Source organism: Alterinioella sp. B-7 (assembly GCF_056857775.1).
This window is the reverse complement of record NZ_JBSXNT010000022.1, coordinates 1-24888: the sequence shown is the minus strand read 5'-3', so window position 1 is coordinate 24888 and position 24888 is coordinate 1. Positions and strand designations below refer to the sequence as shown.

General features: G+C 67.0%; 26 protein-coding genes. 9 read left to right on the top strand and 17 right to left on the bottom strand.

Going from position 1 to position 24888, the window contains the following annotated elements; translation table 11 throughout:
* Positions 1 to 235 precede the first annotated feature (235 nt).
* Positions 236 to 574, top strand: coding sequence for a P-II family nitrogen regulator (locus AC13C7_RS03175; protein ID WP_172320278.1), 339 nt, complete (start codon positions 236 to 238; stop codon positions 572 to 574).
* A 20-nt stretch (positions 575 to 594) separates the two neighbouring features.
* Entirely contained in the window at positions 595 to 1908 is a 1314-nt protein-coding gene (locus AC13C7_RS03170) for an ammonium transporter (protein WP_172320279.1), read from the top strand.
* A gap of 163 nt (positions 1909 to 2071) precedes the next feature.
* Here AC13C7_RS03170 and trxA read toward each other — a convergent pair whose 3' ends face one another.
* The 8 genes from trxA to regB form a co-directional block, all read right to left on the bottom strand.
* Complete coding sequence (trxA, locus tag AC13C7_RS03165) at positions 2072 to 2392, bottom strand: thioredoxin (protein ID WP_172320280.1); 321 nt, start codon at positions 2390 to 2392, stop codon at positions 2072 to 2074.
* 204 nt (positions 2393 to 2596) lie between these two features.
* Positions 2597 to 5965, bottom strand: coding sequence for a double-strand break repair helicase AddA (gene addA, locus AC13C7_RS03160; protein ID WP_482866579.1), 3369 nt, complete (start codon positions 5963 to 5965; stop codon positions 2597 to 2599).
* Entirely contained in the window at positions 5962 to 8904 is a 2943-nt protein-coding gene (gene addB / locus AC13C7_RS03155; RefSeq protein WP_482866578.1) for a double-strand break repair protein AddB, read from the bottom strand. Before addB ends, addA begins: the two co-directional genes overlap by 4 nt.
* Entirely contained in the window at positions 8897 to 9583 is a 687-nt protein-coding gene (locus AC13C7_RS03150) for a nucleotidyltransferase family protein (RefSeq protein WP_235952705.1), read from the bottom strand. Before AC13C7_RS03150 ends, addB begins: the two co-directional genes overlap by 8 nt.
* Positions 9580 to 10485 carry an aminoglycoside phosphotransferase family protein gene (locus AC13C7_RS03145; protein ID WP_172320283.1) on the bottom strand — a complete coding sequence of 302 codons (906 nt, stop codon included), beginning with the start codon at positions 10483 to 10485 and terminating at the stop codon, positions 9580 to 9582. The genes AC13C7_RS03150 and AC13C7_RS03145 overlap by 4 nt, the downstream gene beginning before the upstream one ends.
* Positions 10482 to 10970: a tRNA (adenosine(37)-N6)-threonylcarbamoyltransferase complex ATPase subunit type 1 TsaE gene (gene tsaE, locus AC13C7_RS03140; protein ID WP_446169844.1), complete on the bottom strand. Its 489-nt coding sequence runs from the start codon at positions 10968 to 10970 to the stop codon at positions 10482 to 10484. The genes AC13C7_RS03145 and tsaE overlap by 4 nt, the downstream gene beginning before the upstream one ends.
* Positions 10971 to 11019: 49 nt before the next feature.
* The gene (locus AC13C7_RS03135) at positions 11020 to 12603 is read right to left on the bottom strand and encodes a PAS-domain containing protein (protein WP_172320285.1); all 1584 of its coding nucleotides are present in this window, start codon (positions 12601 to 12603) and stop codon (positions 11020 to 11022) included.
* Positions 12604 to 12660: 57 nt separating this feature from the next.
* Positions 12661 to 14064: a sensor histidine kinase RegB gene (gene regB, locus AC13C7_RS03130; RefSeq protein ID WP_474889488.1), complete on the bottom strand. Its 1404-nt coding sequence runs from the start codon at positions 14062 to 14064 to the stop codon at positions 12661 to 12663.
* Between the two features lie 104 nt (positions 14065 to 14168).
* Between regB and AC13C7_RS03125 the strand changes: the two genes are divergently transcribed.
* Positions 14169 to 14804: an SCO family protein gene (locus tag AC13C7_RS03125; RefSeq protein WP_482866577.1), complete on the top strand. Its 636-nt coding sequence runs from the start codon at positions 14169 to 14171 to the stop codon at positions 14802 to 14804.
* 26 nt (positions 14805 to 14830) lie between these two features.
* On the opposite strand, the gene AC13C7_RS03120 is transcribed toward AC13C7_RS03125, so the two are convergent.
* Together AC13C7_RS03120 and AC13C7_RS03115 are read right to left on the bottom strand one after the other, a co-directional pair.
* Positions 14831 to 15253, bottom strand: a complete 423-nt coding sequence (locus AC13C7_RS03120; RefSeq protein ID WP_482866576.1) for a DUF6855 family protein — start codon at positions 15251 to 15253, stop codon at positions 14831 to 14833.
* Positions 15250 to 15675 (bottom strand): hypothetical protein, encoded by a 426-nt coding sequence (locus AC13C7_RS03115; protein WP_482866575.1) that lies wholly within the window; start codon positions 15673 to 15675, stop codon positions 15250 to 15252. The genes AC13C7_RS03120 and AC13C7_RS03115 overlap by 4 nt, the downstream gene beginning before the upstream one ends.
* An 83-nt stretch (positions 15676 to 15758) precedes the next feature.
* Here AC13C7_RS03115 and AC13C7_RS03110 point away from each other — a divergent pair, with 83 nt between their 5' ends.
* A complete protein-coding gene (locus AC13C7_RS03110; RefSeq protein ID WP_446117611.1) occupies positions 15759 to 16352 on the top strand; it encodes a helix-turn-helix transcriptional regulator in 594 nt (197 codons plus the stop codon).
* Between the two features lie 76 nt (positions 16353 to 16428).
* Here the strand turns inward: AC13C7_RS03110 and AC13C7_RS03105 are convergent, their stop codons facing one another.
* Entirely contained in the window at positions 16429 to 17022 is a 594-nt protein-coding gene (locus AC13C7_RS03105; RefSeq protein ID WP_172320291.1) for an NAD(P)H-dependent oxidoreductase, read from the bottom strand.
* Between the two features lie 239 nt (positions 17023 to 17261).
* On the opposite strand from AC13C7_RS03105, the gene AC13C7_RS03100 reads away from it, so the two are divergent.
* Positions 17262 to 17819 (top strand): ActR/PrrA/RegA family redox response regulator transcription factor, encoded by a 558-nt coding sequence (locus AC13C7_RS03100; RefSeq protein ID WP_172320292.1) that lies wholly within the window; start codon positions 17262 to 17264, stop codon positions 17817 to 17819.
* Positions 17816 to 18295 carry a hypothetical protein gene (locus AC13C7_RS03095; protein ID WP_482866574.1) on the top strand — a complete coding sequence of 160 codons (480 nt, stop codon included), beginning with the start codon at positions 17816 to 17818 and terminating at the stop codon, positions 18293 to 18295. Before AC13C7_RS03100 ends, AC13C7_RS03095 begins: the two co-directional genes overlap by 4 nt.
* Before the next feature lie 4 nt (positions 18296 to 18299).
* Here AC13C7_RS03095 and AC13C7_RS03090 read toward each other — a convergent pair whose 3' ends face one another.
* Together AC13C7_RS03090 and AC13C7_RS03085 are read right to left on the bottom strand one after the other, a co-directional pair.
* Complete coding sequence (locus AC13C7_RS03090; RefSeq protein ID WP_482866573.1) at positions 18300 to 19355, bottom strand: PAS domain-containing sensor histidine kinase; 1056 nt, start codon at positions 19353 to 19355, stop codon at positions 18300 to 18302.
* A 93-nt stretch (positions 19356 to 19448) separates the two neighbouring features.
* Entirely contained in the window at positions 19449 to 20345 is an 897-nt protein-coding gene (locus AC13C7_RS03085; RefSeq protein ID WP_482866572.1) for a LysR substrate-binding domain-containing protein, read from the bottom strand.
* A gap of 101 nt (positions 20346 to 20446) precedes the next feature.
* Between AC13C7_RS03085 and AC13C7_RS03080 the strand changes: the two genes are divergently transcribed.
* The gene (locus AC13C7_RS03080) at positions 20447 to 20614 is read left to right on the top strand and encodes a hypothetical protein (RefSeq protein ID WP_482866571.1); all 168 of its coding nucleotides are present in this window, start codon (positions 20447 to 20449) and stop codon (positions 20612 to 20614) included.
* Positions 20615 to 20705: 91 nt separating this feature from the next.
* Here the strand turns inward: AC13C7_RS03080 and AC13C7_RS03075 are convergent, their stop codons facing one another.
* From AC13C7_RS03075 to AC13C7_RS03065, 3 genes are all read right to left on the bottom strand, one after another.
* Positions 20706 to 21374 (bottom strand): flavodoxin reductase, encoded by a 669-nt coding sequence (locus tag AC13C7_RS03075; RefSeq protein WP_482866570.1) that lies wholly within the window; start codon positions 21372 to 21374, stop codon positions 20706 to 20708.
* 35 nt (positions 21375 to 21409) lie between these two features.
* Entirely contained in the window at positions 21410 to 22006 is a 597-nt protein-coding gene (locus tag AC13C7_RS03070) for an HD domain-containing protein (protein ID WP_446170345.1), read from the bottom strand.
* A gap of 75 nt (positions 22007 to 22081) precedes the next feature.
* Entirely contained in the window at positions 22082 to 22330 is a 249-nt protein-coding gene (locus AC13C7_RS03065) for a hypothetical protein (protein WP_482866569.1), read from the bottom strand.
* A 149-nt stretch (positions 22331 to 22479) separates the two neighbouring features.
* On the opposite strand from AC13C7_RS03065, the gene AC13C7_RS03060 reads away from it, so the two are divergent.
* Positions 22480 to 22629 carry a hypothetical protein gene (locus AC13C7_RS03060; protein WP_172320300.1) on the top strand — a complete coding sequence of 50 codons (150 nt, stop codon included), beginning with the start codon at positions 22480 to 22482 and terminating at the stop codon, positions 22627 to 22629.
* Positions 22630 to 22755: 126 nt separating this feature from the next.
* Positions 22756 to 24138, top strand: a complete 1383-nt coding sequence (gene ahcY / locus AC13C7_RS03055; RefSeq protein WP_482866568.1) for an adenosylhomocysteinase — start codon at positions 22756 to 22758, stop codon at positions 24136 to 24138.
* 215 nt (positions 24139 to 24353) lie between these two features.
* Here ahcY and AC13C7_RS03050 read toward each other — a convergent pair whose 3' ends face one another.
* A complete protein-coding gene (locus AC13C7_RS03050; RefSeq protein ID WP_482866567.1) occupies positions 24354 to 24728 on the bottom strand; it encodes a DUF3800 domain-containing protein in 375 nt (124 codons plus the stop codon).
* Between the last annotated feature and the right edge of the window lie 160 nt (positions 24729 to 24888).

Here is a 24888-nt window from a genome sequence, read left to right as displayed (position 1 = left end):
TTGGGTCACCATAAGCGGTTTCGACCGCTTTGTGGAGAGGCGATGCCGCAGCGCGGAATTTCAAACCTGCCTGTTTTTCGGGCGTTCTGCCCCAAAGGTGCGAAAATTGTGCGATTCAGGGCGAATCCGCCCCGGCCCGATGCCCGGTTTCATTCCCATTTCCGGTCTCCCGCGCTCTTTCTTGCCTCATTCCGCCACCCCCGGCGGTCCATGAACCACAAGAAGGTGCAAAGGCGTGAAACTCATCATCGCAGCAATCAAACCTTTCAAGCTGGAGGAGGTCCGCGAGGCGCTGACCGAGATCGGCGTGCGCGGCATGATGGTCTCGGAGGTCAAGGGCTTCGGGGCCCAGTCCGGCCATACCGAGATCTATCGCGGCGCGGAATATGCCGTGAACTACGTGCCCAAGACCAAGCTGGAACTGGTCGTCCCCGAGGGGCTGGCCGACCAGGCGGTCGAGACCATCCGCAAGACCGCCGAAACCGGCAAGATCGGCGATGGCAAGATCTTCGTGCTCGACGTGGCGCAGGCCATGCGGGTGCGCACCGGCGAAACCAATGAGAACGCGATCTGATGCGCAAGGAACCCCTCGATATGATACTGAAACCCCTCCCCCTGGCCGCCGCGCTGACCGTGTTTCCGGTCGCCGCCTTCGCCAATGAAGCACCGTCCTCCTTCGAGGATGTGGGCTATATTCTCACCACGCTCCTGTTCCTGATCGGCGGCTTCCTCGTCTTCTGGATGGCGGCGGGCTTTGCCATGCTGGAGGCCGGTCTCGTCCGCTCCAAGAACGTGGCGATGCAACTGACCAAGAACATCGCCCTCTTCTCCATTGCCGCCGTGATGTACTGGCTGGTGGGCTACGGCGTCATGTATCCCGGCGACTGGCTGATCGACGGTGTCATGGGCCCGCTCTTCCAGGTCACCTCGCTCGAGCCCGTGGGCGTCGGCGCCGATGGCACGTCGGTCGACTACGCGTCTGCCGGGTCGGACTTCTTCTTTCAGCTGATGTTCGCCGCCACCGCCGCGTCGATCGTGTCCGGCACCCTGGCCGAGCGCATCAAGCTCTGGCCGTTCCTCGCCTTCGTCGTGGTCCTGACCGGCCTGATCTACCCGATCGAGGCATCCTGGCAGTGGGGCGGCGGCTGGTTGGCTGAGGCCGGTTTCTCCGATTTCGCGGGCTCGACCCTGGTTCATGCCACAGGCGGATTCGCGGCGCTGGCCGGTGTGCTGGTGCTCGGGCCGAGGCTTGGCAAGTACAAGGATGGCCGCGTCAACCCGATGCCCGGCTCGAACCTGGCGCTGGCCACGCTCGGCACGTTCATCCTGTGGCTCGGCTGGTTCGGCTTCAACGGCGCATCGCAGCTTGCCATGGGCACGATCTCGGACGTGGCCGACGTGAGCCGCATCTTCGCCAACACCAACATGGCGGCGGCCGCGGGGGCGATCGTGGCGCTGGTCATGACGCAGCTGATCTTCGGCAAGGCGGACCTGACCATGGTGCTGAACGGCGCGCTGGCGGGCCTCGTCTCGATCACCGCCGAGCCGCTGACGCCGTCGCTGTTCCAGGCGCTGCTGATCGGCGGTGTCGGCGGGGCCATCGTGGTCTTCGCGGTTCCGGCCCTTGACCGGATGAAGATCGACGACGTGGTCGGCGCGATCCCGGTGCACCTTCTGGCGGGCCTCTGGGGCACCCTGATCGTGCCCTGGACCAACCCGGCCGCGTCCTTCGCCATCCAGATCATGGGCATGGCCGCAATCGGCGCCTTCGTCTTCGTGGTCAGCCTGGCCGTCTTCATCGTGATCCGCGCCATCTTCGGCCTGCGGGTGGATGAGGAGGACGAGATCACCGGCCTCGACATGGCAGAGCTCGGCATGGAGGCCTATCCAGAGTTCTCGGACGCCTGAATACCCAAATGGAAGGGCACCCCTGCCGGGTGCCCTTCTTCACGTTCCGAGGCCCCCATAGGGTGGGCGGTTCTGCCCACCATCGCGCCCCAGCACATGAAAAACCCCGCCACGGCCAACACCGTCGCGGGGTTTCCCATGTCTTTCGGTCAGTCGAACGAGATCAGATCTCGCCTTCGATCCAGCTTTGCAGCGCCGCCTTGGGGGCCGCGCCGACCTTGTTCGAGACGACCTCGCCGCCCTTGAACAGAAACAGCGCCGGAATGCCGCGCACGCCCAGTTGCATGGGGGCGTTGGGGTTTTCGTCGACGTTGATCTTCACGATCTTGATCTTGTCGCCCATCTCCTCGGAGATCTCTTCCAGGGCGGGGCCGATCTGGCGGCAGGGGCCGCACCATTCGGCCCAGAAATCCACCACGACGGGGATGTCGGACTGTTTCACTTCACTATCAAATGTTGCGTCGGTGACGGCGATGGTGGCCATATCTAGCCCTCCTGGAGGCGTTTTGAGCGGGTCAGGGGCGAAACCTAGGCACGGGGGCGGACAAGGTCAAGCGACTGAAACACGGCTGCGCAATCATGTGATCGGGGCGGCACATTCCGCCCGAAATGAGGGGGGCACCCCCCGTACACCCCCCGATGCACCCCCCGTACACCCCCTGCGCAGATGAAACGCGGGCCGCGCGGGTCAAGGAAGCGCGTCGCGGGCGCGGGTCAGGGCCGGGGTGGTGAGTTCTGACGGCAGGGGCATCAGCCGCGCCTCGCGGGTCCAGAGGATCGCGGTCTCAACGGTCTTGCCCGGATAGATCGCGGCCAGCATCTCGGCATAGGCCCCCATCTGGCGCAGGAGGCCCTCGGGCACCTCCTCCGGTCCCTCGGGGCAGACCGCATTGGATTTGAAATCGACGGCGAGGAGCCTCGTATCAGTGAGGATCAGCCGGTCGATCTGGCCCATCAGCTTGCGGCCAAGCGTGGGGCTGTCGGCGGTCAGGGACACTTCGGCCAGGGCACCTTCGGCGAAGATCGCGGTCAGGTGCGGCGCGGTCAGGCAGGCCACGGCCTCCTGCAGCAGGGCCCCGGCCTCGGCATCCTCGACCGTGCCCTCGCCTGCCAATATCCCCGGTGCGGCAGCGCTCCAGGCGGGTTTCGCGATCTCGGGCAGATGCTCCAGCAGCAGATGCAGCCGCCGCCCGCGCGCCTTGGCTTCCTCCTCGTCCAGCCCCTCGCCGGGCAGCGCCTTGGCCCCGCCGAGGTCAGAGGGCGAGAGCGGCTTGACGTCGCGCGCCTCGGCCCTGGGCCTGAGATGGACCCAGTCGGGCAGCGGCGCGGCCTCCTGCGTGGCGTCCTCGTCAGGGGCGATCCGCCCCCAATCCCCGGTCTCGATCCGCCAGCCGGGGGCGTCGAAGAACAGCTGCTCATGCCCGCCCACACGCGGCGCGGCCTCGCGGATCTGGGTGAACCAGCTGCCGTTTTCCCCGGTCTCGATCTTGCCCGCCGCCGCCACGATCAGCCAGCTTTCCGCCCGCGTCATCGCGACATAGAGCAGGCGGTTGCGTTCCTCGGCCTCGCGGTCGGCGCGCGCCTCGAAAAGGGGGCGCAGGCGGTCGGGGCTGTCGGCCTTGGCCCCGGCCCAGATCACCGGGCCATCCTCGGGCGCCAGCAGCACCTGGTGATTGCCGCCGCCCTGCCGGTAGCCGGTATCGGGCAGGATCACCACGGGCGATTCCAGCCCCTTCGCGCCATGCACCGTCATCACCCGGATCTGGTCGCCCGCACGGCTGGCGTCGCGCTTGATCTTGACGTCATCGGTTTGCAGCCAGCCGACAAAGCCGGTCAGGCTCGGCACTTCCAGCCGCTCATAGGCCAGCGCCTGCGCCAGCATCGCGTCGATCCCGTCCTCGGCCTCGGCCCCGAGCCGCGCCAGCAGCCTGCGCCGTCCGTCATGGCGGATCAGCACCCGTTCCAGCAGGTCGTAGGGCCGCAGGAAATCGGCCCGGTTGCGCAGGTCGACCAGCATTTTCACCGTTTCGGGGAACTCGGCCTGCCGGTCCTGCAAGGCGCGCCAGAGGTAGCTGCCCCGGCCATGAGCCAGGTCGTGCAAACCCGCCTCGGACCAGCCGAAAAGGGGCGAGCGCAGGATCGCGGCCAGCGACAGGTCATCCTCGGGCGTGGCCAGGAACGCCATGAGGGCCGTCAGATCCTTCACCGCAAGCTCGGCGGCCAGCCGCATCACATCGGCCCCCGCAATGGGCAGCCCCCTGGCCTTGATCGCGGCGATGATCTCGTGAAACACGTCGGAGCGGCGCTGCACCAGGATCAGGATATCGCCCGCGCGCACCGGGCGGCGCTGGCCGTCCACGACAATCGGCGTGCCGTCCGTCAGCATCGTGTCGATGGCCTGCGCGATGCGGCGGGCGAGGATCACCTTGTGGTCGTCATCCGAGAGCCGGTCGACGGGGTCGTCCCATTGCGCGGGCGCGCCCGCCTTGACCTCCTCGACATGCGGCCAGATGTCGACGCGGCCCGGCAGCGTCGCCTTGTGGGCGATGTGCTCCACATCCGTGCCGACGCCCGCGCCGCCCTCGCCCTCGAACACCTGATCGACCAGCGCCAGGACCGGAGGCGCGGAGCGGAAGGAATGCAGGAGCGCGCAATCCTGGAACGGGGCGCCAGACGCGGTCAGGCCCTGCCGGAAATGCTCCCGCATCCGGTCGAACCCGCCGGGATCGGCGCCCTGGAAGGAATAGATCGACTGTTTCTTGTCGCCGACGACGAAGATCGTGCGCGCCACGTCCGTTCGCGCGTCGGCCCCTGACGCAAACTCGCCCGCCAGATCGGCGATGATCTCCCATTGGGCGGGGGCGGTGTCCTGCGCCTCGTCGACGAGGATATGGTCGATGCCGCCATCGAGCCGGAAGAGCACCCATTGCGCGACACCGCCGCGCGACAGCAGCGCCCGCGTGCGCAGGATCAGATCGTCGAAATCCAGCCAGCCAAGCGCGGCCTTCGCGGCCTCGAACGCGGGCAGGAACCCGGCGGCGAAGCGATGCAGCGCGGCGGTTTTCTGTGCCGCCTGGAACGCGCGGCGGCGCGGGCGGGCGGCCTCGACGCGTTCCATCAGCGCCTCAAGGTCGGGGGTAAGCTCGGCCATCTGCGCCCAGATCGGCTTGGTCGGGAAGCTGCCGATCTTGGCGGTATCCGGTGTCTTGGTGTCCGAGCCGCTCAGGAACGCCTCCTCCAGCAGTTCCACATCCGCCAGCCCCGGCGCGTCCCATGCCACCCGCTGAAACCGCGCGATATTGCTGGCGTGGTTCTTCTTTTCCGGGTCCAGATAGGCACTGACCGCGTGGCACAGGTCGGCCTCGCCGCCTTCGAACACATCCGCGACGATGCGCGCCTCGGTCTCGCCCGCGGGCACCCCGAACCAGTCGAACACCTCGTCGCGCGTGGCCCCCGCCCCGATCGCCTCGCGCCGCCCCAGCAGCGCCTTGAGGAACGGCATCGCGTCATCGCCCGAGAGATATTCGGCCAGCGCATCGACCGCGCCGACGTCGCCGCCACCGGCCAGCCCGTCCAGCACATCGGCGCAGAGGATCGCCTGCGCGCGTTCGTCCATTTCCGTGAAGCGCGGCGACACGCCCGCCTCCAGCGGGAACCGGCGCAGGATCGCGGCGCAGAAGGAATGGATGGTCTGGATCTTCAGCCCGCCCGGCGTCTCGATGGCGCGGGCAAAGAGCGTCCTTGCACGCGCCAGCAGCGTCTCCGTGACCTCCGCCTGCGGCACGCCGAGCCCGATGAGTGCGCCGCGCAACTCGCCCTCGGCCAGCATCGCCCATTCGCCCAATCGCCTGAACAGCCGGTTCTGCATCTCGGAGGCGGCGGCCTTGGTGTAGGTCAGGCACAGGATGCGTTCGGGCGGCACCTCGCGCAGCAGGAGCCGCGCGACCCGGTCGGTCAGCACCCGCGTCTTGCCGCTGCCCGCGTTGGCCGAAAGCCAGGTGGAGGCACCGGGATCTGCCGCCTCGATCTGGGCAAGCGTGGCGTCGTCGAACCTCATTCGCCCACCTTCGCCTTCACGGGCTCCATCGTCTCATCCCATTCGCCATGCCGCGCGAGGTGGTCGAAATCGCCCGAATAGGCCAGCTTTTCCATCGCCCGGCGCGAGGGGTAACCGCTGTCTGGGTCCGCGAAATGGGTGATCAGCCGCGCGAAGCCCTGCGCGACCTCGTCCAGCTCAGCCGTTGACACCTCGGCCTCGGTGATCTTGCCGCCGCTGCCAAGCCCGATATAGCTGATCCGCGCGACGTCACGATGATCGCCGAACGCGCCTTGGCGCGCCATCAGCGCCTCAAGCCAAAGCTGCTTGTTGTAATGGGCCTCCTGCTCTTTCGTGGGCACGCCGCCGGTCTTGTAATCATAGAGGATCACGCGGCCATCCGGTGTCACATCCACCCGGTCGGGCTTCGCGGTCAGGGTGAAATCCAGCGCCTCGAACCGGGTCTGGCGCTTCTCCTCCAGCAGCACCGGCTGGCCCAATGCGCGCCGCGCGCGTTCCGTCTCGATGAACCAGGGCGCGACGCGGGCGATGCGCGCCAGCCATATCCGCCGCGCGGCGGGCCAGGGCGCGCCGTCCTCCAGCATCTCCTCGGTGATCCGCAGGAGGAGCGCCTCGGCGTCCTCGGGCAGACCCTCCTTCGTGACCTCGGTAAAGCGGCGCAGGATGTCGTGCAGGATGGTGCCCCGCAGCGGCGCATCGGGCATCTGGCGCAGCGGGTTCAGCGCGTGGAGGTCCAGCACCTTGCGGGCATAGATCGCGTAGGGGTCTCGGATGAGCTTTTCGATATCGGTCACGCTGAGCTGGTTTGGCCGCTGACCCACCGGCGGGCAGGGCGCGGGACGCTTGGCGGCGGGCACCGTCTCGACCGGCTCATCCAGCCGCGTTGCCATCGCCACCCAGTCCGCGCCGCGTTCGCGCATCCCCTCCAGCGCCGTCCGGCTCTCGTCGCTCGCCCCCTCCATCAGGTTGGTGATCCGGTTGAGCCAGCGCGACGGCACCGTTTCCGTCTCGGCATCACGGCGCGCGCGGCTCAGCCAGACCTCCGCCCCGCCCACCGATTGCTGGAAATCATGCGCCGCCAGCCCGATCACCCGATCCGGCAGGCGCAGCCCCGCCTCGGCCCGCATCCGGCGGTTGAGCCACGGATCGGCCCCCGGCGCAGAGGGCCAGGAGCCTTCGTTGAGCCCGCCCAGGATGACCAGGTCGGCGCCCTGCACCCGCGCCTCCAGCGTGCCCCAGATCATGATGCGGGGATGCGGGCTTACGGGATCGCGCGCTTCCTCCTCGGCCAGGATCGCGGTCAGGAAATCGCGGTATTCCGCCGCCGTCAGCGTGCCGCCCGCCTCGGCCGCGCGCGTCAATGCCTGCATCTGCGCGCGGGTCTTGCGGCCCTCTTCCTTCTCCCAAAGCTCTGCCGGTTCGCCGCCCCCCGGCCCCGCCGAGAGCCGCTCGACCGCCTCAAGATGCGCCGAGACATGGGCCTGCAAGGGCTGCTGTTCCGGCGCGAACAGGTCCAGCACGGTATCCGAGACCCACATGGCCCAGGCCACCGCGCCCGCGTCGTTTTTGCGCCTCTCTGCCCATCGCGCCAGGTCGGCGCGGGACGGAAACGGGGCTTCGCGGCGCAGGAGCTGCAATTCCAGGTCGCGCGTGCGCTTGAGATGCTCGCCCCGGTCCGCGCGCCCCGCATGGGTCAGCGGATGTTTCAGGAGCACCAGCAAACCTTCGGCACTGACCCGCGTGGCCCGCGCCTCGGCGACGTGGCGCAGGAGCCGCCCCGGCGCGGTGTGCGACAGCGGCAACCCGCTGGAATCGTCGGGCTCGATCCCCCAGCGGTCCAGCGCCGCCGTTACCTGCCTGGTCAGCGTCACATCGGGGCTGATCAGGGCCGCGGTGATCCCGTCCTCGGCGGCACGGCGCAGGCGCAAGGCAATCGCCGCGGCCTCGGCCTGCGGGGTCGGCGCCTCGATCAGCGTCAGGCCCGAAGCCGCCTCCGCCAGCCCCTCCAGCCCGGGGCCCTCCGCCAGCCATTGATCGGTGACGGGGGCGGGGCGCAGGGCCAGAGAAATCAAGCGGTTGCGGGGCGGGTTCGCCGGGGCATCAGAGCTCCAGCGGGCAATATCCAGCGGGTGCAGCCCCAGGCCAGTGGCGAATTTCATGAAGCGGAACTGCGGATGATCCTCGGCACTCAGCCCGTCGGTCAGCTTGTCCCAGACCGCGCCCGGCTGGTCGTAATCCAGCCCCGGCAGGATCACCGCGCCCTGCGGCAGATGCGCGACGGCGGCCATGAAGCGCGCGGTCGGCCCGCGCGACCCGGTGGAGCCCGCCACGATCACCGGGTGTTGCGGCGGGGCCTTGGCCCAATCGGCGGCCAGCATGTCGGCCACCCGCGATTGCCGCGCCTCGATGGACAGCGCCGCATCATCCCCTTCCGCGAAATAGGGCGCGACGATCCTGAGGAATTCCTGCGCGCGCTGCCAGTGATCCGAATGCCCCTCCACGTCCAGGCCCGCGACGGTGTCGGGCGTCACCCGCTCCTCCTGCATCTCGGCCATCAGGTCGGCCAGCGCGTCGGACAGACCATAGAGCGAAGAGCGCGGCGCAAGCTGGGGCTGCCGGTCGAGCAGCGCCGCGACCAGTTGCGACAGTTCCAGACGCAGCCGCAGGTCGGGGATGGGGGCGGGCAGCCCCGCCATATCCGCGCGCGCCGCCAGATCGGTGATCAGCCGGATGCGCGGCAGGAAACCCGGCCCGCTCTGGGCGTAGATCTCGCGCAACCGGCGCTGCGTGCGGGCGGTGTTCACATAGACCTCGACGCGGGCCAGCGCCTCGGGCGGCGCGCCCGCCATCCGCTCGGCGATCCCCGCCACCACGGCGCGCGAGAAATCGACCCCGATCGGCGTGGCAAAGACTCGGGGGGTGTCCTGTGGGTCAAACATCGCCTTGTTGTCTCACCATTTCCTCGGCCAGTGCAATGCCCTCCGGGTGGCCCACATCGGCCCATCCGCCCTCGTGCAGCGTGCCGAAAAGCCGCCCCCGCGCCAGCGCGTCGTTCCAGACCGCGTGCAGGGAAAACGGGCCCGGCTTGTAGCCCTCGAAAAGCGAGGTCTTGACGATCTGCGCCCCGGTATAGACCGCGCCCGCCTTGTCCCAGCTGAGCCGCCCCTGCGCGCCGATGGCGAAATCGCCCCCCGGCTGTCGCCCCACCGCGCGCGGCTGCGGCAGCATCAGCAGGAGTGCGTCCATCCTCTGCGCGTCCCATGCGGCATCCAGTTCACCCAATGCCCGCGCCCCGGTCCAGACCGCATCGGCGTTGAGCGTGAAGACCTCCGTTCCGCCAAGCAGGGGCAGTGCCGCGCGGATACCACCGGCGGAATCGAGGATCTCCGGCATCTCCTCCTGAAACGTCACGTCTTCCATGCCCGCCAGATGCGCCCGCATCTGATCCGCCAGGTAATGCCCGTTGACCACGATCCGGTCGGCCGCCGCCCGCGCCTGGTCCAGCGCGTGGTCGATCAGGGGTTTGCCCGCCACCGGGATCAGCGGCTTGGGCCGGTCTTTTGTCAACGCGCCCATCCGGGTGCCGAAGCCTGCCGCCAGGATCATGCAGCCCCTCATGGCGCGATCGCCTCCAGATGCGGGGCCATCGCGCGGGACAGGTCGGATAGTTCCGGATGCCTCAGGGCCCCCGTCACATGGCCGTAGACACGTGGCAGATGCGCGAGGTATCCGGGCTTGCCGCGCGCCCGCGCCAGACGCCGGAAGACGCCCATGATCCGCAGGTTGCGCTGGAACACGAGAGCCGCGCATTGGGTGGCGAACCGGTCGTGACCCAGGCCCAAGGCACCCGCATAGCGCGCCGTCAGCTCCGCCTGCCCCTCCCGGCCCATATCCCGCCGCGCGTCATGCGTCAGCGAGGTCAGGTCATAGCCGGGGGGCGCCATAACCGCGTCCTGAAAGTCCAAGAGCCCGACCCGCGCCAGCCCCGCGCGCTCCGGCAGCCAGATCAGGTTTTCCGCATGGAAATCGCGCAAGGCCGGCACCAGGGGATCGGTGAAGATACGGGCAAATTCCGCCTCCATCGCGGCCAGCGCCGCCTCCGCCCCCTCGGGCAGGGCAATCGCGGTCATCCGCGCCATCACGTCCGGTGTCAGGCGATTGACCGGCCAGGGCCCACGGGTTGCCAGATGCGCCAGCACATCCACCGCCACCCGGTTCGGGCCTTGCGCGTCCGGCAGATCCGCGAAGGTCTCCGCGCCGAGGTCTTCCAGCAACATCAGCCCGCTGTCCGGGGACGCCTCCAGCACGTCCGGCGCGGACAATCCCGCCGCGCGCAACCGCCCCGCGATGTTCTGAAACGCGTCGAACGCCGCGCGCTCCTGCGGCGGGGCGATCATCAGGACCGCGCTGTCCCTGCCCCGGTGCAATCGCTCATACCGGCGCGTGGAGGCATCGCCCGCCAGAGGCTCCCGCTGCGCATCGCCCCATCCGGCGCGGGCCAGAAACGCCTCGACGCTCATCCCGGCACAACCCCGGCCAGCCGCGCCTGCCACGGATCGGGGCGGGCGCTGCGCAGCGTGACCATGCGCCCCTCGCCCGCCATCGTGAAATGCAGCCAGAGCGCCGCCTCGGGCATTTCATCTGCGAACCGGTCGGGCCATTCGATGAGGCAGAGCGCGGTCTCGAACGCCTCGGTCAGGCCCAACTCGTCCATCTCCTGCGCATCGCTCAGCCGGTAGAGATCGCTGTGCCAGATCTCCAGCCCGCCCGCCTGATAGGTCTGCACCAGCGTGAAGGTGGGCGATGGCACATCCTCGGGCTCCGTCAACCGCGCCTGGATCAGGGCCCGCGCGAAATGGGTCTTGCCCGCGCCCAGATCGCCCATCAGGCAGAGGCAATCGCCCGGTCCCAGATGCGGGGCCAGCCGCTGGGCAAGGGCGCTGGTCGCCTCGGCATCGGGCAGGCGCATCGTGCCAAGATCGAAGAGGGGGGAGGGATCGCTCATGGCGGCGACTTTAGCGCAGGTGCGCGCCGCCGCAACCGGATGCGAGGGGTCAGCCTGCCGAAACCGCCTTGACCGGCGCCTCGACCAGGGCGGGGTGATCCTGCGCCTCCACGGCATCGAACGCCACCAGGGTCGCGCCACCCTTCAACGGTGAAACGCGAGCCCGCAACATGCGTCCATCGCTCAGCGTCAGGGTCTCGCACCACGGGCTGCGATCGGAATAGCCGCCGACGAAATTGCGGATCTCGCCCCAGAGCGGGGTCGGCACGCTTTGGTCGGACCAGGCGCGGGTGGCATCGGTGACGCTGACCGGGGCCGCGCCCGTCGCCGCGCCCCAGAGCGCGTCATAGGCGGTGTTGCGCAGGGTCAGCTGGCCATCGGCGGAAAACACCGCCAACGCCTCTTCGCTTTCATCCATGACCGCCTGGTAGGTCTCCAGGTCGCCGCGAAACTGGCGTGTCAGCGACACTTCCGAGGTGATGTCCTGGAACATGAAGGCCACCGCGCCATCGGCATGGGGCCGCCCGATCACGCGGTAGGTCTGGCCCGTGGGCAGGGTCCACATGTCCTGGTAGGTGCCATCGCGCGCGGCCTGTTCCAGCTCGGCCAGCTCCGCGCGCCAGGCGTGGTAATTCTTGGGCTCCGGCATGCGCTGGTGTTCGCGCAGCTGGTCGAGGAAGGAAAACAGGTCGGGCCGCGTCGACAGCCATTCGGTCGAGAGGGTGGACAGCGTCACCAGCGCCGGGTTGAACAGCACCAGCTTGCGCCGCTGATCGAAGATCGCCAGCCCGATGGGCAGATGCGCGAAGGTGCGCGACAGGGTCTGCACGAATTCGCGCAGCGAGGTTTCCGCCGCGACCAGCTGGTCGATGGGCCGTGCCGTGAACAACACGCCCACCCCCTGGTCGGTCATCGAGATGTCGAACCAGCGCGGCAGCGGTTGGCCCGCGATCTCCAGCGAGCAGCGCCGCACGCGACCCTCCTCGGGTGGCGGCGTGGTGTGCGGGTCGAAGATCGGCTTGATCGGCCAGACCAGCGCGCCGGCGCTGTCATCGACCTCCTCCAGCAAGGTGTAATAGGCGGCATTGGCCCAGGTGATCTGCCCGTCCGGCCCCGCGCGCCACATCACCGCGCTGCAATGGTCCATCGCGGTGCGCAGCAGGTCAACCTCATGCTCCAGCGCGTCCAGACCCGCCTGGTCGATGCTGCGGCGGGCGCGGCGGGCATCCAGCGCCGAGACCGAGATCACGCATTGATCCTCTTCCCGGCGGCCCGTGATCGACAGGCTGTCATCGCCGATCTTGCCGATCAGCACGAAGCCCTCGCCGCGTTCGCGCAGCCGGTTCATCCGCGCCACCGCGTCCGCGTTCAGCCCCGCAAGGCAATCGGCCAGGTCCTTCCACGCGCCGACCCGGTCGTCGGGGTCGTGCAGAAAGGCGTCCTCCTCCTCGATGTCGGACAGGAGGTAGCCATCGCGGAACCGGTAATCGCGCGGCAGGTCGACACCTTGCAGCATCACATGGCCGCGCCCCGAGGCAGAGGCCATCCAACTCGCGGCAAAAACGGCGAACCCCGCCGCGGCGATGCTGGTGCCCGCCAGGAACATCAGCGTAAGAGGATCGGAAAACAGCATTCAGGCCCACCCGTGACGAATTGACATGAATTGAACAGGCAAATGGTTAAGGGGGGGTTAAGCGGGAAACCGCCGATTAACACCGAGTGGCGCCTTTGCCTCGGCGTCCCCGATCTGGATCGCGGCGGCGGGCCAGGTCACCTCGACCATCGCGCCGCGCCGCGCGCCGCTTTCCTCGTCCAGCAGGAAGGGATCGCGGGCGTTGCGGAAACTGACCGTCGCGCCCGAGCGCTCCAGCAGCGTCTTGGCGATGAAGAGGCCCAGGCCCATCCCCTCATAGCCCGGCCTGCGGCTCTGCTCGCGCCCCGACCGCCGCCGCCGCAGGAACGGATCGCCGAGCCGCCCGATCAGGTCGGTCGGGTAGCCCTCGCCGTCATCGACGATCTTCAGGCGGATATGGCCATCGCCCCAGGCCCCGTCGATCCAGACATCGGATTTCGCGAAATCGACCGCGTTCTGCACCAGGTTGCGCAGCCCGTGGATGATCTCGGGGCGGCGGAAGATCACCGGCTGTTCGGCCTCGCCTTCGACCGGCTCGAAGGCGAAATGCAGCGCGACGCCGCGATCTTCATGCGGCTCGGCGGCCTCGTGCATCACCGCCCCCAAAGGCGCCGATCGCATGTGCAGGTCGTCCTTCCCGGCCCGCCCCATGTCGCGCAGGATATCGCGGCAGCGGTCGGCCTGCTGGCGGATCAGGCGGGCATCCTCGGCCAGTTCGGGGTTGCCCTCCAACTCCTCGGCCAGTTCGGTCGAGACCAGCTTGATCGTGGCCAGGGGCGTGCCCAGCTCATGCGCGGCGGCGGCCACGACGCCCCCCAGATCGGTCAGCTTCTGTTCGCGCGCCAGCGCCTCCTGCGTCGCCAGAAGCGCCTCGTTCATGGTCTGCACCTCCTGCGCCACGCGGCGGGCATAGACCGACAGGAAGACGATGCCGATCACGATCGAGATCCAGAACCCCAGCAGGATCTGGCGCGGCTGCGCCAGCACGGTGCCATCCATCTGCCTGAGCGGGATGTGGTAGAACGCCACCAGCGTGATCATCGCCACCGACATGACCCCCAGGATCACGGTCGAACGCAGCGTCAGCGCGGTGGCCGAGATCGTCACCGGGGCCAGGATCAGAAGCGCGAAGGGGTTGTTTAGCCCGCCGGTCAGGAACAGCAGGAAAGACAGCTGCGTCATGTCGAAGATCAGCGTCAGCATGGCATCGACATCGCGCAGCCGCTGGCTTGGCGGAAACACCGTCATCGCGATCATGTTCGACAGGACCGAGGCCCCGATGGCCAGGAAACACAGGCCCAGCTCGATCCGCAGCCCCAGGAAGAAACTGGCCACCACCACGGTGACGGTCTGGCCCAGGATCGCCAGCCAGCGCAGCATCAGAAGCGTCCGCAGCCGCACCCAGCCGTTGCGCAGATCCTGCGTCACCGGCGGCGGGGAAGACTCGGTCAGGAGGGCCATGCGCGGATGGGGCCTTTTTGTCGCGGAATACCAGACGTGAATTGATAGCCGGGGAAATATGGGGGATCAACGGTGCGCCTGCCGTCCGCCCGAAAGTCTGTCCGATGTCCCGTCTTTACGCGATCAGCGCCCTTGCCCTCATCGCCGCCCTCATCGGCGGGATCGGGGCCTATATCCTGTGGGGCAACCTCAATGGCCGGGACGATCCCTTCGCCCAGTGCCGCGCCACCCGCGTGGCGGGCGGGGCGGGCGATATCGGCGGGCCGTTCGAACTGGTCTCGGAAACCGGCGAGACGGTGACCGAGGCAGAGGTGATCACCGAGCCGGTGCTGATCTATTTCGGCTACACCTTCTGCCCCGATATCTGCCCCCTCGACGTCTCGCGCAACGCCATCGCGACGGAGATATTGGAGGAGCGCGGCCAGATGATCACGCCGGTCTTCATCACCGTGGACCCCGCCCGCGACGACGTGGCCCGCGTGGCCGAGTTCACCGGCAACATGCACCCGCGCATGATCGGGCTGACAGGATCGGAGGACCAGGTCGCCGCCGCCTCGCGCGCCTATCGCACCTATTACAACCGCCATGACGCCGAGGGGGACGAATTCTACCTCGTCGATCACTCGACCTTCTCCTACCTGGTGCTGCCCGAACACGGCTTCGTCGAATTCTTCCGCCGCGACACCAGCCCCGAGGAGATGGCCGACCGCATCGCCTGTTTCATCGACGCGGCCTCATAGGCGAACAGCACCGCCCTTGGTCCGGCTCACGGTCCGATGGCCCTGATCCGGTTGTTGCGCGCATTGTGCTCAAGCTCGACCAGACCCAGAAGCTCCATGGTCGGTGCGACATAGTTCGCAAATCTCCCCCGGTAGCCCTTGCGCAGACCGTAATAGCCCCCGACCGGATTGTCGGGGGATCGCGCCCAGGCTTCCAACGTCCCCTCGGTCACCGGTTTGCCCTCATCCGCATTTCCCAGGGGCATCCAATCGCCATGCTCCTTCAGCATCCCATGCGCGTCCTGCAATGCCCGGACCTTATAGGACAATCGTGTCTTGCCCACTTGCACCACCAATGCCGGGGGATCCTGGTCCTCGTCTTTCCAGACCTGAAATTCCGACGTCTGCGGTGGCGTCTTCAGAATCCAGGGGTCTTCCGCAGTGCCCGATCCGTAGGTTACATCATTCATTGCGATTCCACCTTTTCCTTGAGTGTTTGAGAGAAGTTTTCGAAACTGGGCGTGAGATCGGGGATGGATTTCGCGATAAGCGGGGACAAGGGCCCGGAAAAGACCTCGCGCATGGCAAATTGCGTCCCGCCCGTCATTTGCGACAGGTCGAAGGACCGCGTGCCGGTGAAAAGCCCGAGCGGCATCCCGCCGCGCCACACCATCCGTCCGGGGGCATCGAATTCGGTGACGGTCAGCGCGAATGCCCTGTCGGGGGCCACCTCCGACCAGAGCATCAAGCGCGCCCCGGGCCGAATCTCGCCCTCCAGCCTGAGAATGCCGAACGGTGCGGGGTCGCGTGGAACCTCTTGCGTCAGCACGCGCCAGACGCTCTCGCGCGGTGCGTCGATCCGAATCGTTGTCTCGTATGTCTTCACGCTCACCCCCCCTGTTGACGAAAACACATCTAACCGGAGTAATATGACATCTCCTGTCATGTTCGAGACATTCGATGCGCGCCGCCAGATTGCTGCAACTCCTGCTCCTCCTCCAGAACCGGGGCCGCCTGACATCGGCACAACTTGCGTCTGAACTGGAAGTGTCCAGCCGAACGATCCTGCGCGATGTCGATGCGATGACGGAGGCCGGCCTGCCGATCATCGTGTATCAGGGGAACCAGGGCGGCATCGAGCTTGGCTTCAACTACCGAACGCGATTGACGGGTCTCGCGCAGGACGAGGCCGAGGCGCTTGGTCTTATCCTGGCCGCGCCCAGTCCCCTGGTCTCTGCCCTTGGCGCCGAGGACGCGGCGCGGCGGGCGCGCGCAAAGCTTGTCGAAAGCCTGCCGGACAAGTCGAGGGCTGCGGCGAAAAGAATGTCGGAGACGTTCACGGTAACCGGTGACGGGAGGCAACACGACCCCCGCATCAAGGCGATGGCGCACGCGGTGCGGAACCGGCTGAAGGTCAGGCTGCGGTTTTCGACATTGGGTGAGATCGCGATCCATCCAACGGCGATGCGACTCGACGGCGCGGATTGGGCCGTCCGCGATGGACGGGTGGACCATTGGGTGCCGCTGTCCGATTGGGGGCGGGTCAATGTCTCCGCGCTGCAATTCTGATCGGCGCCCCCCCCGGGGCGAGCGGCGGCCCGCCCTCGGGCCGCACACGCGCTCGGTCGACCGAGCGCGTCCCCGCTCAGCCCGCCAGTTTCGCCGTCACCTCGACCAGCCGCTGCGCCTGGAAGGCCACCGAGCGCTTGCCGGTCTCGTCGAACCCGCCGGCCGGAGTCGAATAGCCGTAGGGGTTGCCGCCATCCTCGAATTTCAGCGGATCGGCATAGCCCGGCGGCACGATGATGCAGCCCCAGTGCATCGCGCTCACATAGAGGGACCACAGCGTCGTTTCGTGCCCGCCATGCAGGGTCTGCGCGCTGGTCGTGGCGCTGATGGTCTTGTTCACCAGCTTGCCCTCCTGCCAGAGCCCGCCCAGCGTGTCGATGAAGGCGCGCACCTGGCTTGGCATGTTGCCATAGCGGGTGGGGGCCGAGATGAAATATCCGTCGGCCCAGACCATGTCGTCATGGGAAACCTCTTGGATGTCCTGCATCTTGTCCAGCTGCGCGGCCCAGGCCTCCTGGCCCTGCACGACCTCGTCGGGGGCGGTTTCGGCGAAGCGGCGCAGGCGCACCTCGGCGCCCGCCGCCTCGGCGGCCTTTTGCGCCTCCAGCGCCATGGCGTGATTGGTGCCATAGGTTGTGTAGAAGATGATCGCGATCTTTGGCGTGCTCATCGGGTCGCTCCTTTTTTCTGTAGCGTCGGATGGATGTCCCATGCACTGGAAAATAGGCCCCCGCACCGGTCCGTCAAAGGAGCCGAACCGAACAGCGCCTGTGCGCATCCCCACAGCGCGCGGCGGCCCCGCCCTCGGGCCGCACCTGCGCGCGGTCGACCGAGCGCCGCCCGCCTCGAATTGACCTCGCCCGCGCAACCCGTCTAAGTAGGTGAAACGCACCGCGAGAGGGAACGCATATGGCATCTGAACGCAGTCTGAGGGATATCGGCCCCGACAAGTCCCTGCTTCTGGTCGATGATGACGAGCCCTTCCTGCGTCGCCTGGAACGCGCCATGGAAAAGCGCGGCTTCGAGGTCGAGGCGGCAGGCTCCGTCGCCGCGGGCAAGGCCATCGCCACCGCCCGTCCGCCCGCCTATGCGGTGATCGACCTGCGGCTTGAGGATGGCAACGGGCTCGACGTGGTCGAAGTGCTGCGCGAAAAACGCCCCGACGCCCGCATCGTGGTGCTGACCGGCTATGGGGCCATTGCCACCGCCGTCGCCGCCGTCAAGATCGGCGCCACCGACTACCTGTCGAAACCCGCCGACGCCAATGACGTGACCGCGGCCCTCCTGGCCGAGCCACAGGAAATGCCGCCGCCGCCCGAGAACCCGATGTCGGCCGATCGCGTCCGCTGGGAGCATATCCAGCGCGTCTATGAGCTCTGCGACCGCAACGTGAGCGAGACCGCGCGCCGCCTCAACATGCACCGGCGCACCCTGCAACGCATCCTCGCCAAGCGCAGCCCGCGATGAGGGCGCTGGCGCTGGTCCTGGCGCTCGCCGCCTGCACCACGGCACCCGGCGGCCCGATCCCGCAATCGGCCGGCCTGACGCCGGATGCGCGTGGCCTGCAACCGGCAGGCACCGACCTGCGGATAGATTTCGGCCGCGCCGAACCCGGCGTCATCGCCACCGTGTCGCGGCTTCTGGGGTCCGACCCGTCCCGGATCGTGACCCAACCCGAATGTGGCGCGGGCCCGGTGCGCGCGGCAAGTTGGCCCGGTGGCCTCACGCTGAATTTCCAGGAGGGCGATTTCCGTGGCTGGGTCGTCGATGCCCCCGGCCAACCCGTCGCGGGCGGCTTGCAGGTGGGGCAGATGCCGCCGGACCTGCCGCTGCAATTCACCTCGCTCGGGCGGGAATTCTCGCAAGCCGGCGTCTTCGGCCTGGTCGAGGATGCGGGCCGCGTCACTACGCTGTGGTCCGGGACCACCTGTTTCTTCCGCTGAGGGCTTACCCCTCCGGCGTCACCGGGATCCGCAGCCGAAAGACCGTCCTCGCCGCATCCGATGCGGCACTGATCTCGCCGTCATGCGCCCGCGCGATTTCGGCGGCGATATAGAGGCCCAGCCCAAGCCCCTGCAACGACTCGCTGCGCGTCGCGCGGTTGAACGGCTCGAACAGATGGGCGCGGATCTCCTCCGGTATCGGCTTGCCCTCATTCGCCACCGTCAGTTCAAAATCGCCATCCACGGCCCCTGCCCCGACCACGATCGGCCTGTTGCGCGACCCATGCGTGACCGCGTTCGCCACCAGGTTGGACAACAGCTGGTCCAGACGATCCGGATCGCAGGTCACCGCGCCCTCATGGCGATAATCCAGCGTGATTTCGCGGCCCGGATGGGCCAGGCGAATCTCGTCGATCACACGCTCGAACCGGTCCTGCAGATCACTGACGGGGTTCCTGTCCACCGGGATGCCGCCGCCCAGGCTGGCGCGGGCGAAATCCATCGTCACGTCGATCAGATGCGCCATGCGGGTCGCACTGGCCCCGATCGAGGCCAGCATCTGCGCGGCCTTGTCGCTCTGCGGCTCGCGCGCCGCGATGCGCACCGCCGAGCCGATCGAGGCCAGCGGGTTGCGCAGGTCATGGCTCAGGATCGCGACGAACTGCTCGCGCAGCCGCGCCTCGTCCTCGCTCGATTTCAGCCGCCGCGCCCGCTCCTTGTCGCGGGTGATGTCGCGCGCGCTGCATACGAAGATGTCGCCCTCGGGCACCGCGACCCAGGACAGCCAGCGATAGCCGCCCTGCTTGCAGCGATACCGGTTCTCGAAATGCAGCGCGGGATTGCCGGCCTTCAGGCTGTCGAAGATGGCGCGCGTCCGGTCCAGATCATCGGGATGCAGGAAATCCGAGAACACCATGCTGCGAATCTCCGCCTCGGGCCAGCCGAGGACGGTCTGCCAGGCCGGGTTGGTTTCCACGAAAACCCCCGCCTGATCGACGATGCCCAGCAAATCGGGCGACACCCGCCAGGTGCGGCTGTGCGTTGTCTCGTGCGCTGACAACGAACCTTCCCCTGCAATACCGTCCTTACAATACGCGGGCAGTATTCCCAAATCCGCGCGTCATGGCAAGCAGTTGACAAATCCGCGCGCGCCTCAATCCTGGGTGCCCAGCCAGTCCAGGAACACCTTGACCTTGGCCGCATCCGCCCCGCGAGGGGTGAGGATGTAATAGCCCAGGCCCCGGTTGTCATCGACCTCGTCCCACAGCACCACCAGGTTGCCCGCCTTCAGGTCGCGTTCCACCACCGCGCGCGGGTGCATCGACACGCCCGCGCCCGCGCGGCTGGCCGCCAGCACCAGGTTGTTGCCCTCCAGCTCCGTCCGGCGCAGCGCGTCCGCGTCCAGCCCCTTGTCGACCAGCCAGCTGTCGACCTCGCCATAGGAGCGGTCGATCAGCCAGGGCATCCGCGCCAGGATCGCGGGGGCCTCCGGGTCGGCGGGGTCATAGCCCTCGGGCAGGCGCGCGGCCACCTCCGGATGCGCCACGATCACCGTATCGGCGGGCGTCAGCAGCGTCACCTCCAGCCCCGGCCAGTCGCCGCGCCCGTAACGGATCGCCAGGTCATGCCCCTCGCGGCGCAGATCATGCACCCGGTTGTCGGCGGCGATGGTGATGGGAATATCGGGCCGCTCGACCCAGAACCGCGCGATCCGCGGCATCAGCCAGTTTTCCGCGAATGTCACCGTCGTGGTCAGCGAGATCGGCCCCTCGCCGCGCGATTGCCTCAGCGCCCTTACCCCCGCCGCGATCTCCGAGAACCCGGCCTCCAGGTCATGCGCGAACCGGCGACCCGCGGGCGTCGGCACCATGTTGCGCCCTTGCCGCTCCATCAGGGTCTCGCCGAACTCATCCTCCAGCGCGCGCACATGCTGCGCAATCGCGGCATGGGTCACATTGAGCGCCCGCGCCGCACCCGAAAAGCTTTCCAGCCGCGCCGCCGCCTCGAAGGCGCGCAGGGCGGACAGTGAAGGAATATCCCGCCAATCCATATCTGTTACCTCAGCTTACATATGGAATTTATTGCTGAGTCGCCCCGGCGGCGCAAGTCACCTATCTGGATTGTATCAGCCAACCGGAAAGGACCACCCCCATGTTCTCGATCTTCTCCCGCAGCTTCACCACAGCGTCCCGCCTCAACGGTTGGGACATCCCCGAGGAAGAGCGCCGCCAGACGCAGGCCATGATCAACCGCCGCGAAGTCGCGCGCGACCGTGCCGCCCATCTGCGGGCCACGCTGGAAGAGAGCCGCCTGCGCTAGAAGTCAGACTTTCAGCACATGGCAAAGACTCTTACCGAGATACCAAGAAAATAGCGCCCGCCAATACCCGGCGGGCGCATTGCCTTTCACGTCAGGCGTTTTCCACGGTGATCCGGTCCTCGGGCACATCGTGATCCTTCAGAATGCCCTGGATCGCTTCGACCATTGGCGGCGGCCCGCAGACATAGAAACGCTGATCGAACCCCTCCAGATGCGTCTCGAGAAATTCCGCGTCGATCATGCCGCATTCCAGCCCCTCGACCTTCTCCTGCGTCAGGGTAAAGAGCGTCTCCAGCCCCGTCATCTCCTCCCATTCGTCGCGCAGGATGATGTCGCGTTCCTCCTTGTTGGAGAAGATCAGGCGGCAGCCCTGCAATTCGCCCCGCCGCGCGCGGTCGCGCAGGATGGCGATGAAGGGCGTGACGCCCGCGCCGCCCGCGATGAAGACACCCGGACCGCTATCGGTGATCGCGCCCCAGGCGTCGCCGATGATCACGCGGTCGCCGGGGATCAGCTTGGCGATCTGCTCGGTCATCCCCTCATGCTCGGGATAGGTCTTGATGGTAAACTCCAGATGCGGCGCGTCCGGCAGGCTGGTCATGGTGAAGGGATGCTTGTCCTCGCGCCAGCCGTCCCGGTCCAGCCGCATCAGCGTCGCCTGGCCGGGCTCGAACTCGAACCCCTCGGGCTTGTCAAAGCGCAGCCGGTAGGTGTCGTGGGTGACGGGAAAGATGGTCTCCAGGGTCAGGGTGTGGGTCATGGCAAGGCTCCTTCTGCTGTCTCCGTTCAGTGTCCCTAGATCTGCCCCAGCAACGCCTCGTGCCGCGCCACGAACTCGGCGCGCGCTTCCGCGGGCGGGCGCAGGTGCAGGCTCAGATCGCGCGTCAGCTCCGGGTCGGGGCGGCCGAAAAACCGCGTCGCCTCGGCCTCCGAGAACCCCGCCAGTTGCACCGCCTCCAGCCAGGCCGAGACCTTGTCGGCCCGCTTGATCCGCGCCTTGACCGCCTTTGGCAGGGCGGCGGGCAGGCCGAAACGCAGGTGAATCGCCGCGCTCAACCGCGCGTCCAACTCGCCGTATCCCGGCCCCACGGCGGCCTTGACCGGGCTAATCATGTCGCCGATCACATATTCCGGCGCGTCATGCAGCAGGGCCGCCAGCCGCCATTTCACAGGCCCCCCGGGCGCGATGCGGGCGTGAATATCCTCGACCAGCAGCGAATGTTCCGCCACCGAATAGGGCCAGTCGCCCCGCGTCTGCCCGTTCCAGCGCGCGACAAAGGCGAGGCCATGGGCAATATCCTCGATCTCGATATCCACCGGTGTCGGGTCCAGCAGGTCCAGCCTGCGCCCCGACAGCATCCTCTGCCAGGCTCTCGCCATCTGTTTCGCCATGCGTCCCTCACGATCCCGCGCCAGTCTGCGCAGGACCGTTAAAGAGCATTCGGCCCCCGGGTTTCAACGCCCAACCTAATCGGTCTGGATCTCGACCCCCGGATCGCCCGGCTCAAGCGTCCCCTGCGGCGCGCTCACGCCCGCATCGGGCAGCTCGATCGGGGCCGACCCTTCTTCGCTTTCGGCCGCATCCTCGGGGTTGAACAGGCCAGCCAGCCAATAGAGCATCATGACGCCGACAAGCAGCACGACCACCCCCATGACAACCAGGGGGAATTTGTGGCGACGTTTCTGTTTTTCCAGGTTCGTGTCGGGTGGGGCCATGATGCGTCTCCTTTTCTCTTGCGAGGGAAAACGGCGCGCGGGCGGGATTTGTTCCGGGTCGCGCTCCGGCGCGGGGGAGATTTTGCTTGGTGACAGGCCGGTCGCGCGGCTAGGCTCGGGGCGTTAACACATTTTGAAGGATTGGATTCATGAGCAAGGAAGACCGGGATACCCCCGAAAACGCCCCCGCCCGCAAGGACCAGAGCGCCAAGGGCCCCGCCGCGCGGCAGGGCAGCATGGCCGACAAGGGCGGCAGCCCCACCGGACCCGCCCAGGGCGGCAAATCCGGCAGCAAGTAGACCTGACCACACACCAGCGCATCGGGGCGCGCGCCAGCCATGGTCGCGCGCCCCGATCCATGTCTGCCCGACCGCCATTGCCCGCCCCCGACCCGCCTGCTATGTCGCGCGCAAATGGAGGCTCACATGACCGATTACACCGTCAAGGACATTTCACTGGCCGACTATGGCCGCAAGGAACTGGACATCGCCGAGACCGAGATGCCGGGCCTCATGGCCCTGCGCGAGGAATACGGCGATCAGAAGCCCCTCAAGGGCGCCCGCATCGTCGGTTCCCTGCACATGACGATCCAGACCGCCGTTCTGATCGAAACGCTGGTCGATCTCGGCGCCGATGTGCGGTGGGCCTCGTGCAACATCTTCTCGACCCAGGACCACGCGGCGGCGGCCATCGCCAAGGCCGGTATCCCCGTCTTCGCCATCAAGGGCCAGACGCTGGAGGAGCACTGGGATTACCTCGACAAATCCTTCCAGTTCGAGGACGGCGCCAACATGATCCTGGACGATGGCGGCGACGCGACCCTCTACGTCCTGCTTGGCGCGCGCATCGAGGCGGGCGAGGAATTTGGCGTCCCCACCTCGGAAGAGGAAGAGGTCATCCAGGCCCAGATCAGGAAACGCATGGCGCAATCCCCCGGCTGGTTCACCCGCACCCGCGACGCGATCAAGGGCGTCTCCGAGGAGACCACCACCGGCGTCCACCGCCTCTATGATCTGCAAAAGAAAGGCACACTCCCTTTCCCCGCGATCAACGTGAATGACTCCGTCACCAAATCCAAGTTCGACAACAAATATGGCTGCAAGGAATCGCTGGTGGATGGCATCCGCCGCGCCACCGACACCATGATGGCCGGCAAGGTCGCCGTGGTCTGCGGCTATGGCGATGTCGGCAAGGGCTCGGCGGCGTCCCTGCGCGGTGCCGGTGCCCGCGTCAAGGTGACCGAGGCCGACCCGATCTGCGCGCTGCAAGCGGCGATGGACGGCTTCGAGGTCGTGCTGCTGGAAGACGTGCTGTCGTCAGCGGACATCTTCATCACCACCACCGGCAACAAGGACGTGATCCGCATCGAGCATATGCGCCAGATGAAGGACATGGCCATCGTCGGCAATATCGGCCATTTCGACAACGAGATCCAGGTCGCCGCCCTCAAGAACCACAAATGGACCAATATCAAGGACCAGGTGGACATGATCGAGATGCCGTCGGGCAACCGCCTGATCCTGCTCTCCGAGGGGCGCCTCCTGAACCTCGGCAACGCCACCGGCCATCCCAGCTTCGTCATGTCGGCCAGCTTCACCAACCAGGTGCTGGCGCAAATGGAGCTCTGGCAGCGCGGCGACCAGTACGAGAACCGCGTCTACATCCTGCCCAAGAAACTCGACGAGAAAGTCGCCCGCCTGCACCTGGCCAAGATCGGCGTCAAACTGACCCAACTGGACCAGGCCCAGGCCGACTATATCGGCGTGCCGGTGGACGGACCCTTCAAGCCGGAGCATTACCGGTATTGAGGGGGAGGATTGGGCCTGGTTGGAACGCTTTTGTACCCTAATCCTAAGAGGGAGTAGTTGAATCTTAACCCCACCCATGTTACATCACTTACAGACAGGAAACTGTCGGCGACCCGTCATGCCGCGTGCAGGACGAGCGTTGCGGTGACCCGAACCTCAAAAGGTTCGGTTGCAAGCCGCTCCTAAAAACCGCCTCATCGGGCGGTTTTTCTGATTTATAGCACCATGATACCAAAGTATTCGTGCAGTCCCTTCGCATTCTCTTCGCCCCTGTGAATCCACATACGTGAGTAAGCTACGGCATCGGCAAGTTGCAGCAGACGCGACGCAGCTGAATCAATCTGCACAACCGCGTCCACAGCCTTGAAGCGACCGTCATTGTCAGCAGCGTAACCGATAATCCTTTGGCACTCAGGGTCGCTGTTGTGGTGGTTGCGATCTAAAACAAGCTCGACGTTTCCGATTCCGCGTCCACCGATTTGGTGTAATTTACGAAACTGGCCAACTGCGACCTTGACAGTTTCGATGACGTTGTTCGCGTAGATTGCCGCCGGCGTACCCTGCGTGACTGTGCCGAGACGGTTCATCATGACGATACCTTGAGGTCTGTCAGAGGTGGCGCGGCAAATCTGAACAGTTGAGTTAGGTGGATTTTCCGCTCCTGATCCGGCAGCGTTGCCGAGACGAAGGAGCGAAGATGACCAAACGACCCAGACGGAACCACAGCCCTGCATTCAAGGCGAAGGTCGC

What these genes read in the sequence shown, in the direction of transcription:
- AC13C7_RS03170 (WP_172320279.1), top strand. Translation starts at nt 595, where the DNA reads ATGATACTGAAACCCCTCCCCCTGGCCGCCGCGCTGACCGTGTTTCCG.
- trxA (WP_172320280.1), bottom strand. Translation starts at nt 2,392, where the DNA reads ATGGCCACCATCGCCGTCACCGACGCAACATTTGATAGTGAAGTGAAA.
- addA (WP_482866579.1), bottom strand. Translation starts at nt 5,965, where the DNA reads ATGAGGTTCGACGACGCCACGCTTGCCCAGATCGAGGCGGCAGATCCC.
- addB (WP_482866578.1), bottom strand. Translation starts at nt 8,904, where the DNA reads ATGTTTGACCCACAGGACACCCCCCGAGTCTTTGCCACGCCGATCGGG.
- AC13C7_RS03150 (WP_235952705.1), bottom strand. Translation starts at nt 9,583, where the DNA reads ATGAGGGGCTGCATGATCCTGGCGGCAGGCTTCGGCACCCGGATGGGC.
- AC13C7_RS03145 (WP_172320283.1), bottom strand. Translation starts at nt 10,485, where the DNA reads ATGAGCGTCGAGGCGTTTCTGGCCCGCGCCGGATGGGGCGATGCGCAG.
- tsaE (WP_446169844.1), bottom strand. Translation starts at nt 10,970, where the DNA reads ATGAGCGATCCCTCCCCCCTCTTCGATCTTGGCACGATGCGCCTGCCC.
- AC13C7_RS03135 (WP_172320285.1), bottom strand. Translation starts at nt 12,603, where the DNA reads ATGCTGTTTTCCGATCCTCTTACGCTGATGTTCCTGGCGGGCACCAGC.
- regB (WP_474889488.1), bottom strand. Translation starts at nt 14,064, where the DNA reads ATGGCCCTCCTGACCGAGTCTTCCCCGCCGCCGGTGACGCAGGATCTG.
- AC13C7_RS03125 (WP_482866577.1), top strand. Translation starts at nt 14,169, where the DNA reads ATGTCCCGTCTTTACGCGATCAGCGCCCTTGCCCTCATCGCCGCCCTC.
- AC13C7_RS03120 (WP_482866576.1), bottom strand. Translation starts at nt 15,253, where the DNA reads ATGAATGATGTAACCTACGGATCGGGCACTGCGGAAGACCCCTGGATT.
- AC13C7_RS03105 (WP_172320291.1), bottom strand. Translation starts at nt 17,022, where the DNA reads ATGAGCACGCCAAAGATCGCGATCATCTTCTACACAACCTATGGCACC.
- AC13C7_RS03100 (WP_172320292.1), top strand. Translation starts at nt 17,262, where the DNA reads ATGGCATCTGAACGCAGTCTGAGGGATATCGGCCCCGACAAGTCCCTG.
- AC13C7_RS03095 (WP_482866574.1), top strand. Translation starts at nt 17,816, where the DNA reads ATGAGGGCGCTGGCGCTGGTCCTGGCGCTCGCCGCCTGCACCACGGCA.
- AC13C7_RS03085 (WP_482866572.1), bottom strand. Translation starts at nt 20,345, where the DNA reads ATGGATTGGCGGGATATTCCTTCACTGTCCGCCCTGCGCGCCTTCGAG.
- AC13C7_RS03080 (WP_482866571.1), top strand. Translation starts at nt 20,447, where the DNA reads ATGTTCTCGATCTTCTCCCGCAGCTTCACCACAGCGTCCCGCCTCAAC.
- AC13C7_RS03075 (WP_482866570.1), bottom strand. Translation starts at nt 21,374, where the DNA reads ATGACCCACACCCTGACCCTGGAGACCATCTTTCCCGTCACCCACGAC.
- AC13C7_RS03070 (WP_446170345.1), bottom strand. Translation starts at nt 22,006, where the DNA reads ATGGCGAAACAGATGGCGAGAGCCTGGCAGAGGATGCTGTCGGGGCGC.
- AC13C7_RS03065 (WP_482866569.1), bottom strand. Translation starts at nt 22,330, where the DNA reads ATGGCCCCACCCGACACGAACCTGGAAAAACAGAAACGTCGCCACAAA.
- AC13C7_RS03060 (WP_172320300.1), top strand. Translation starts at nt 22,480, where the DNA reads ATGAGCAAGGAAGACCGGGATACCCCCGAAAACGCCCCCGCCCGCAAG.
- ahcY (WP_482866568.1), top strand. Translation starts at nt 22,756, where the DNA reads ATGACCGATTACACCGTCAAGGACATTTCACTGGCCGACTATGGCCGC.
- AC13C7_RS03050 (WP_482866567.1), bottom strand. Translation starts at nt 24,728, where the DNA reads ATGATGAACCGTCTCGGCACAGTCACGCAGGGTACGCCGGCGGCAATC.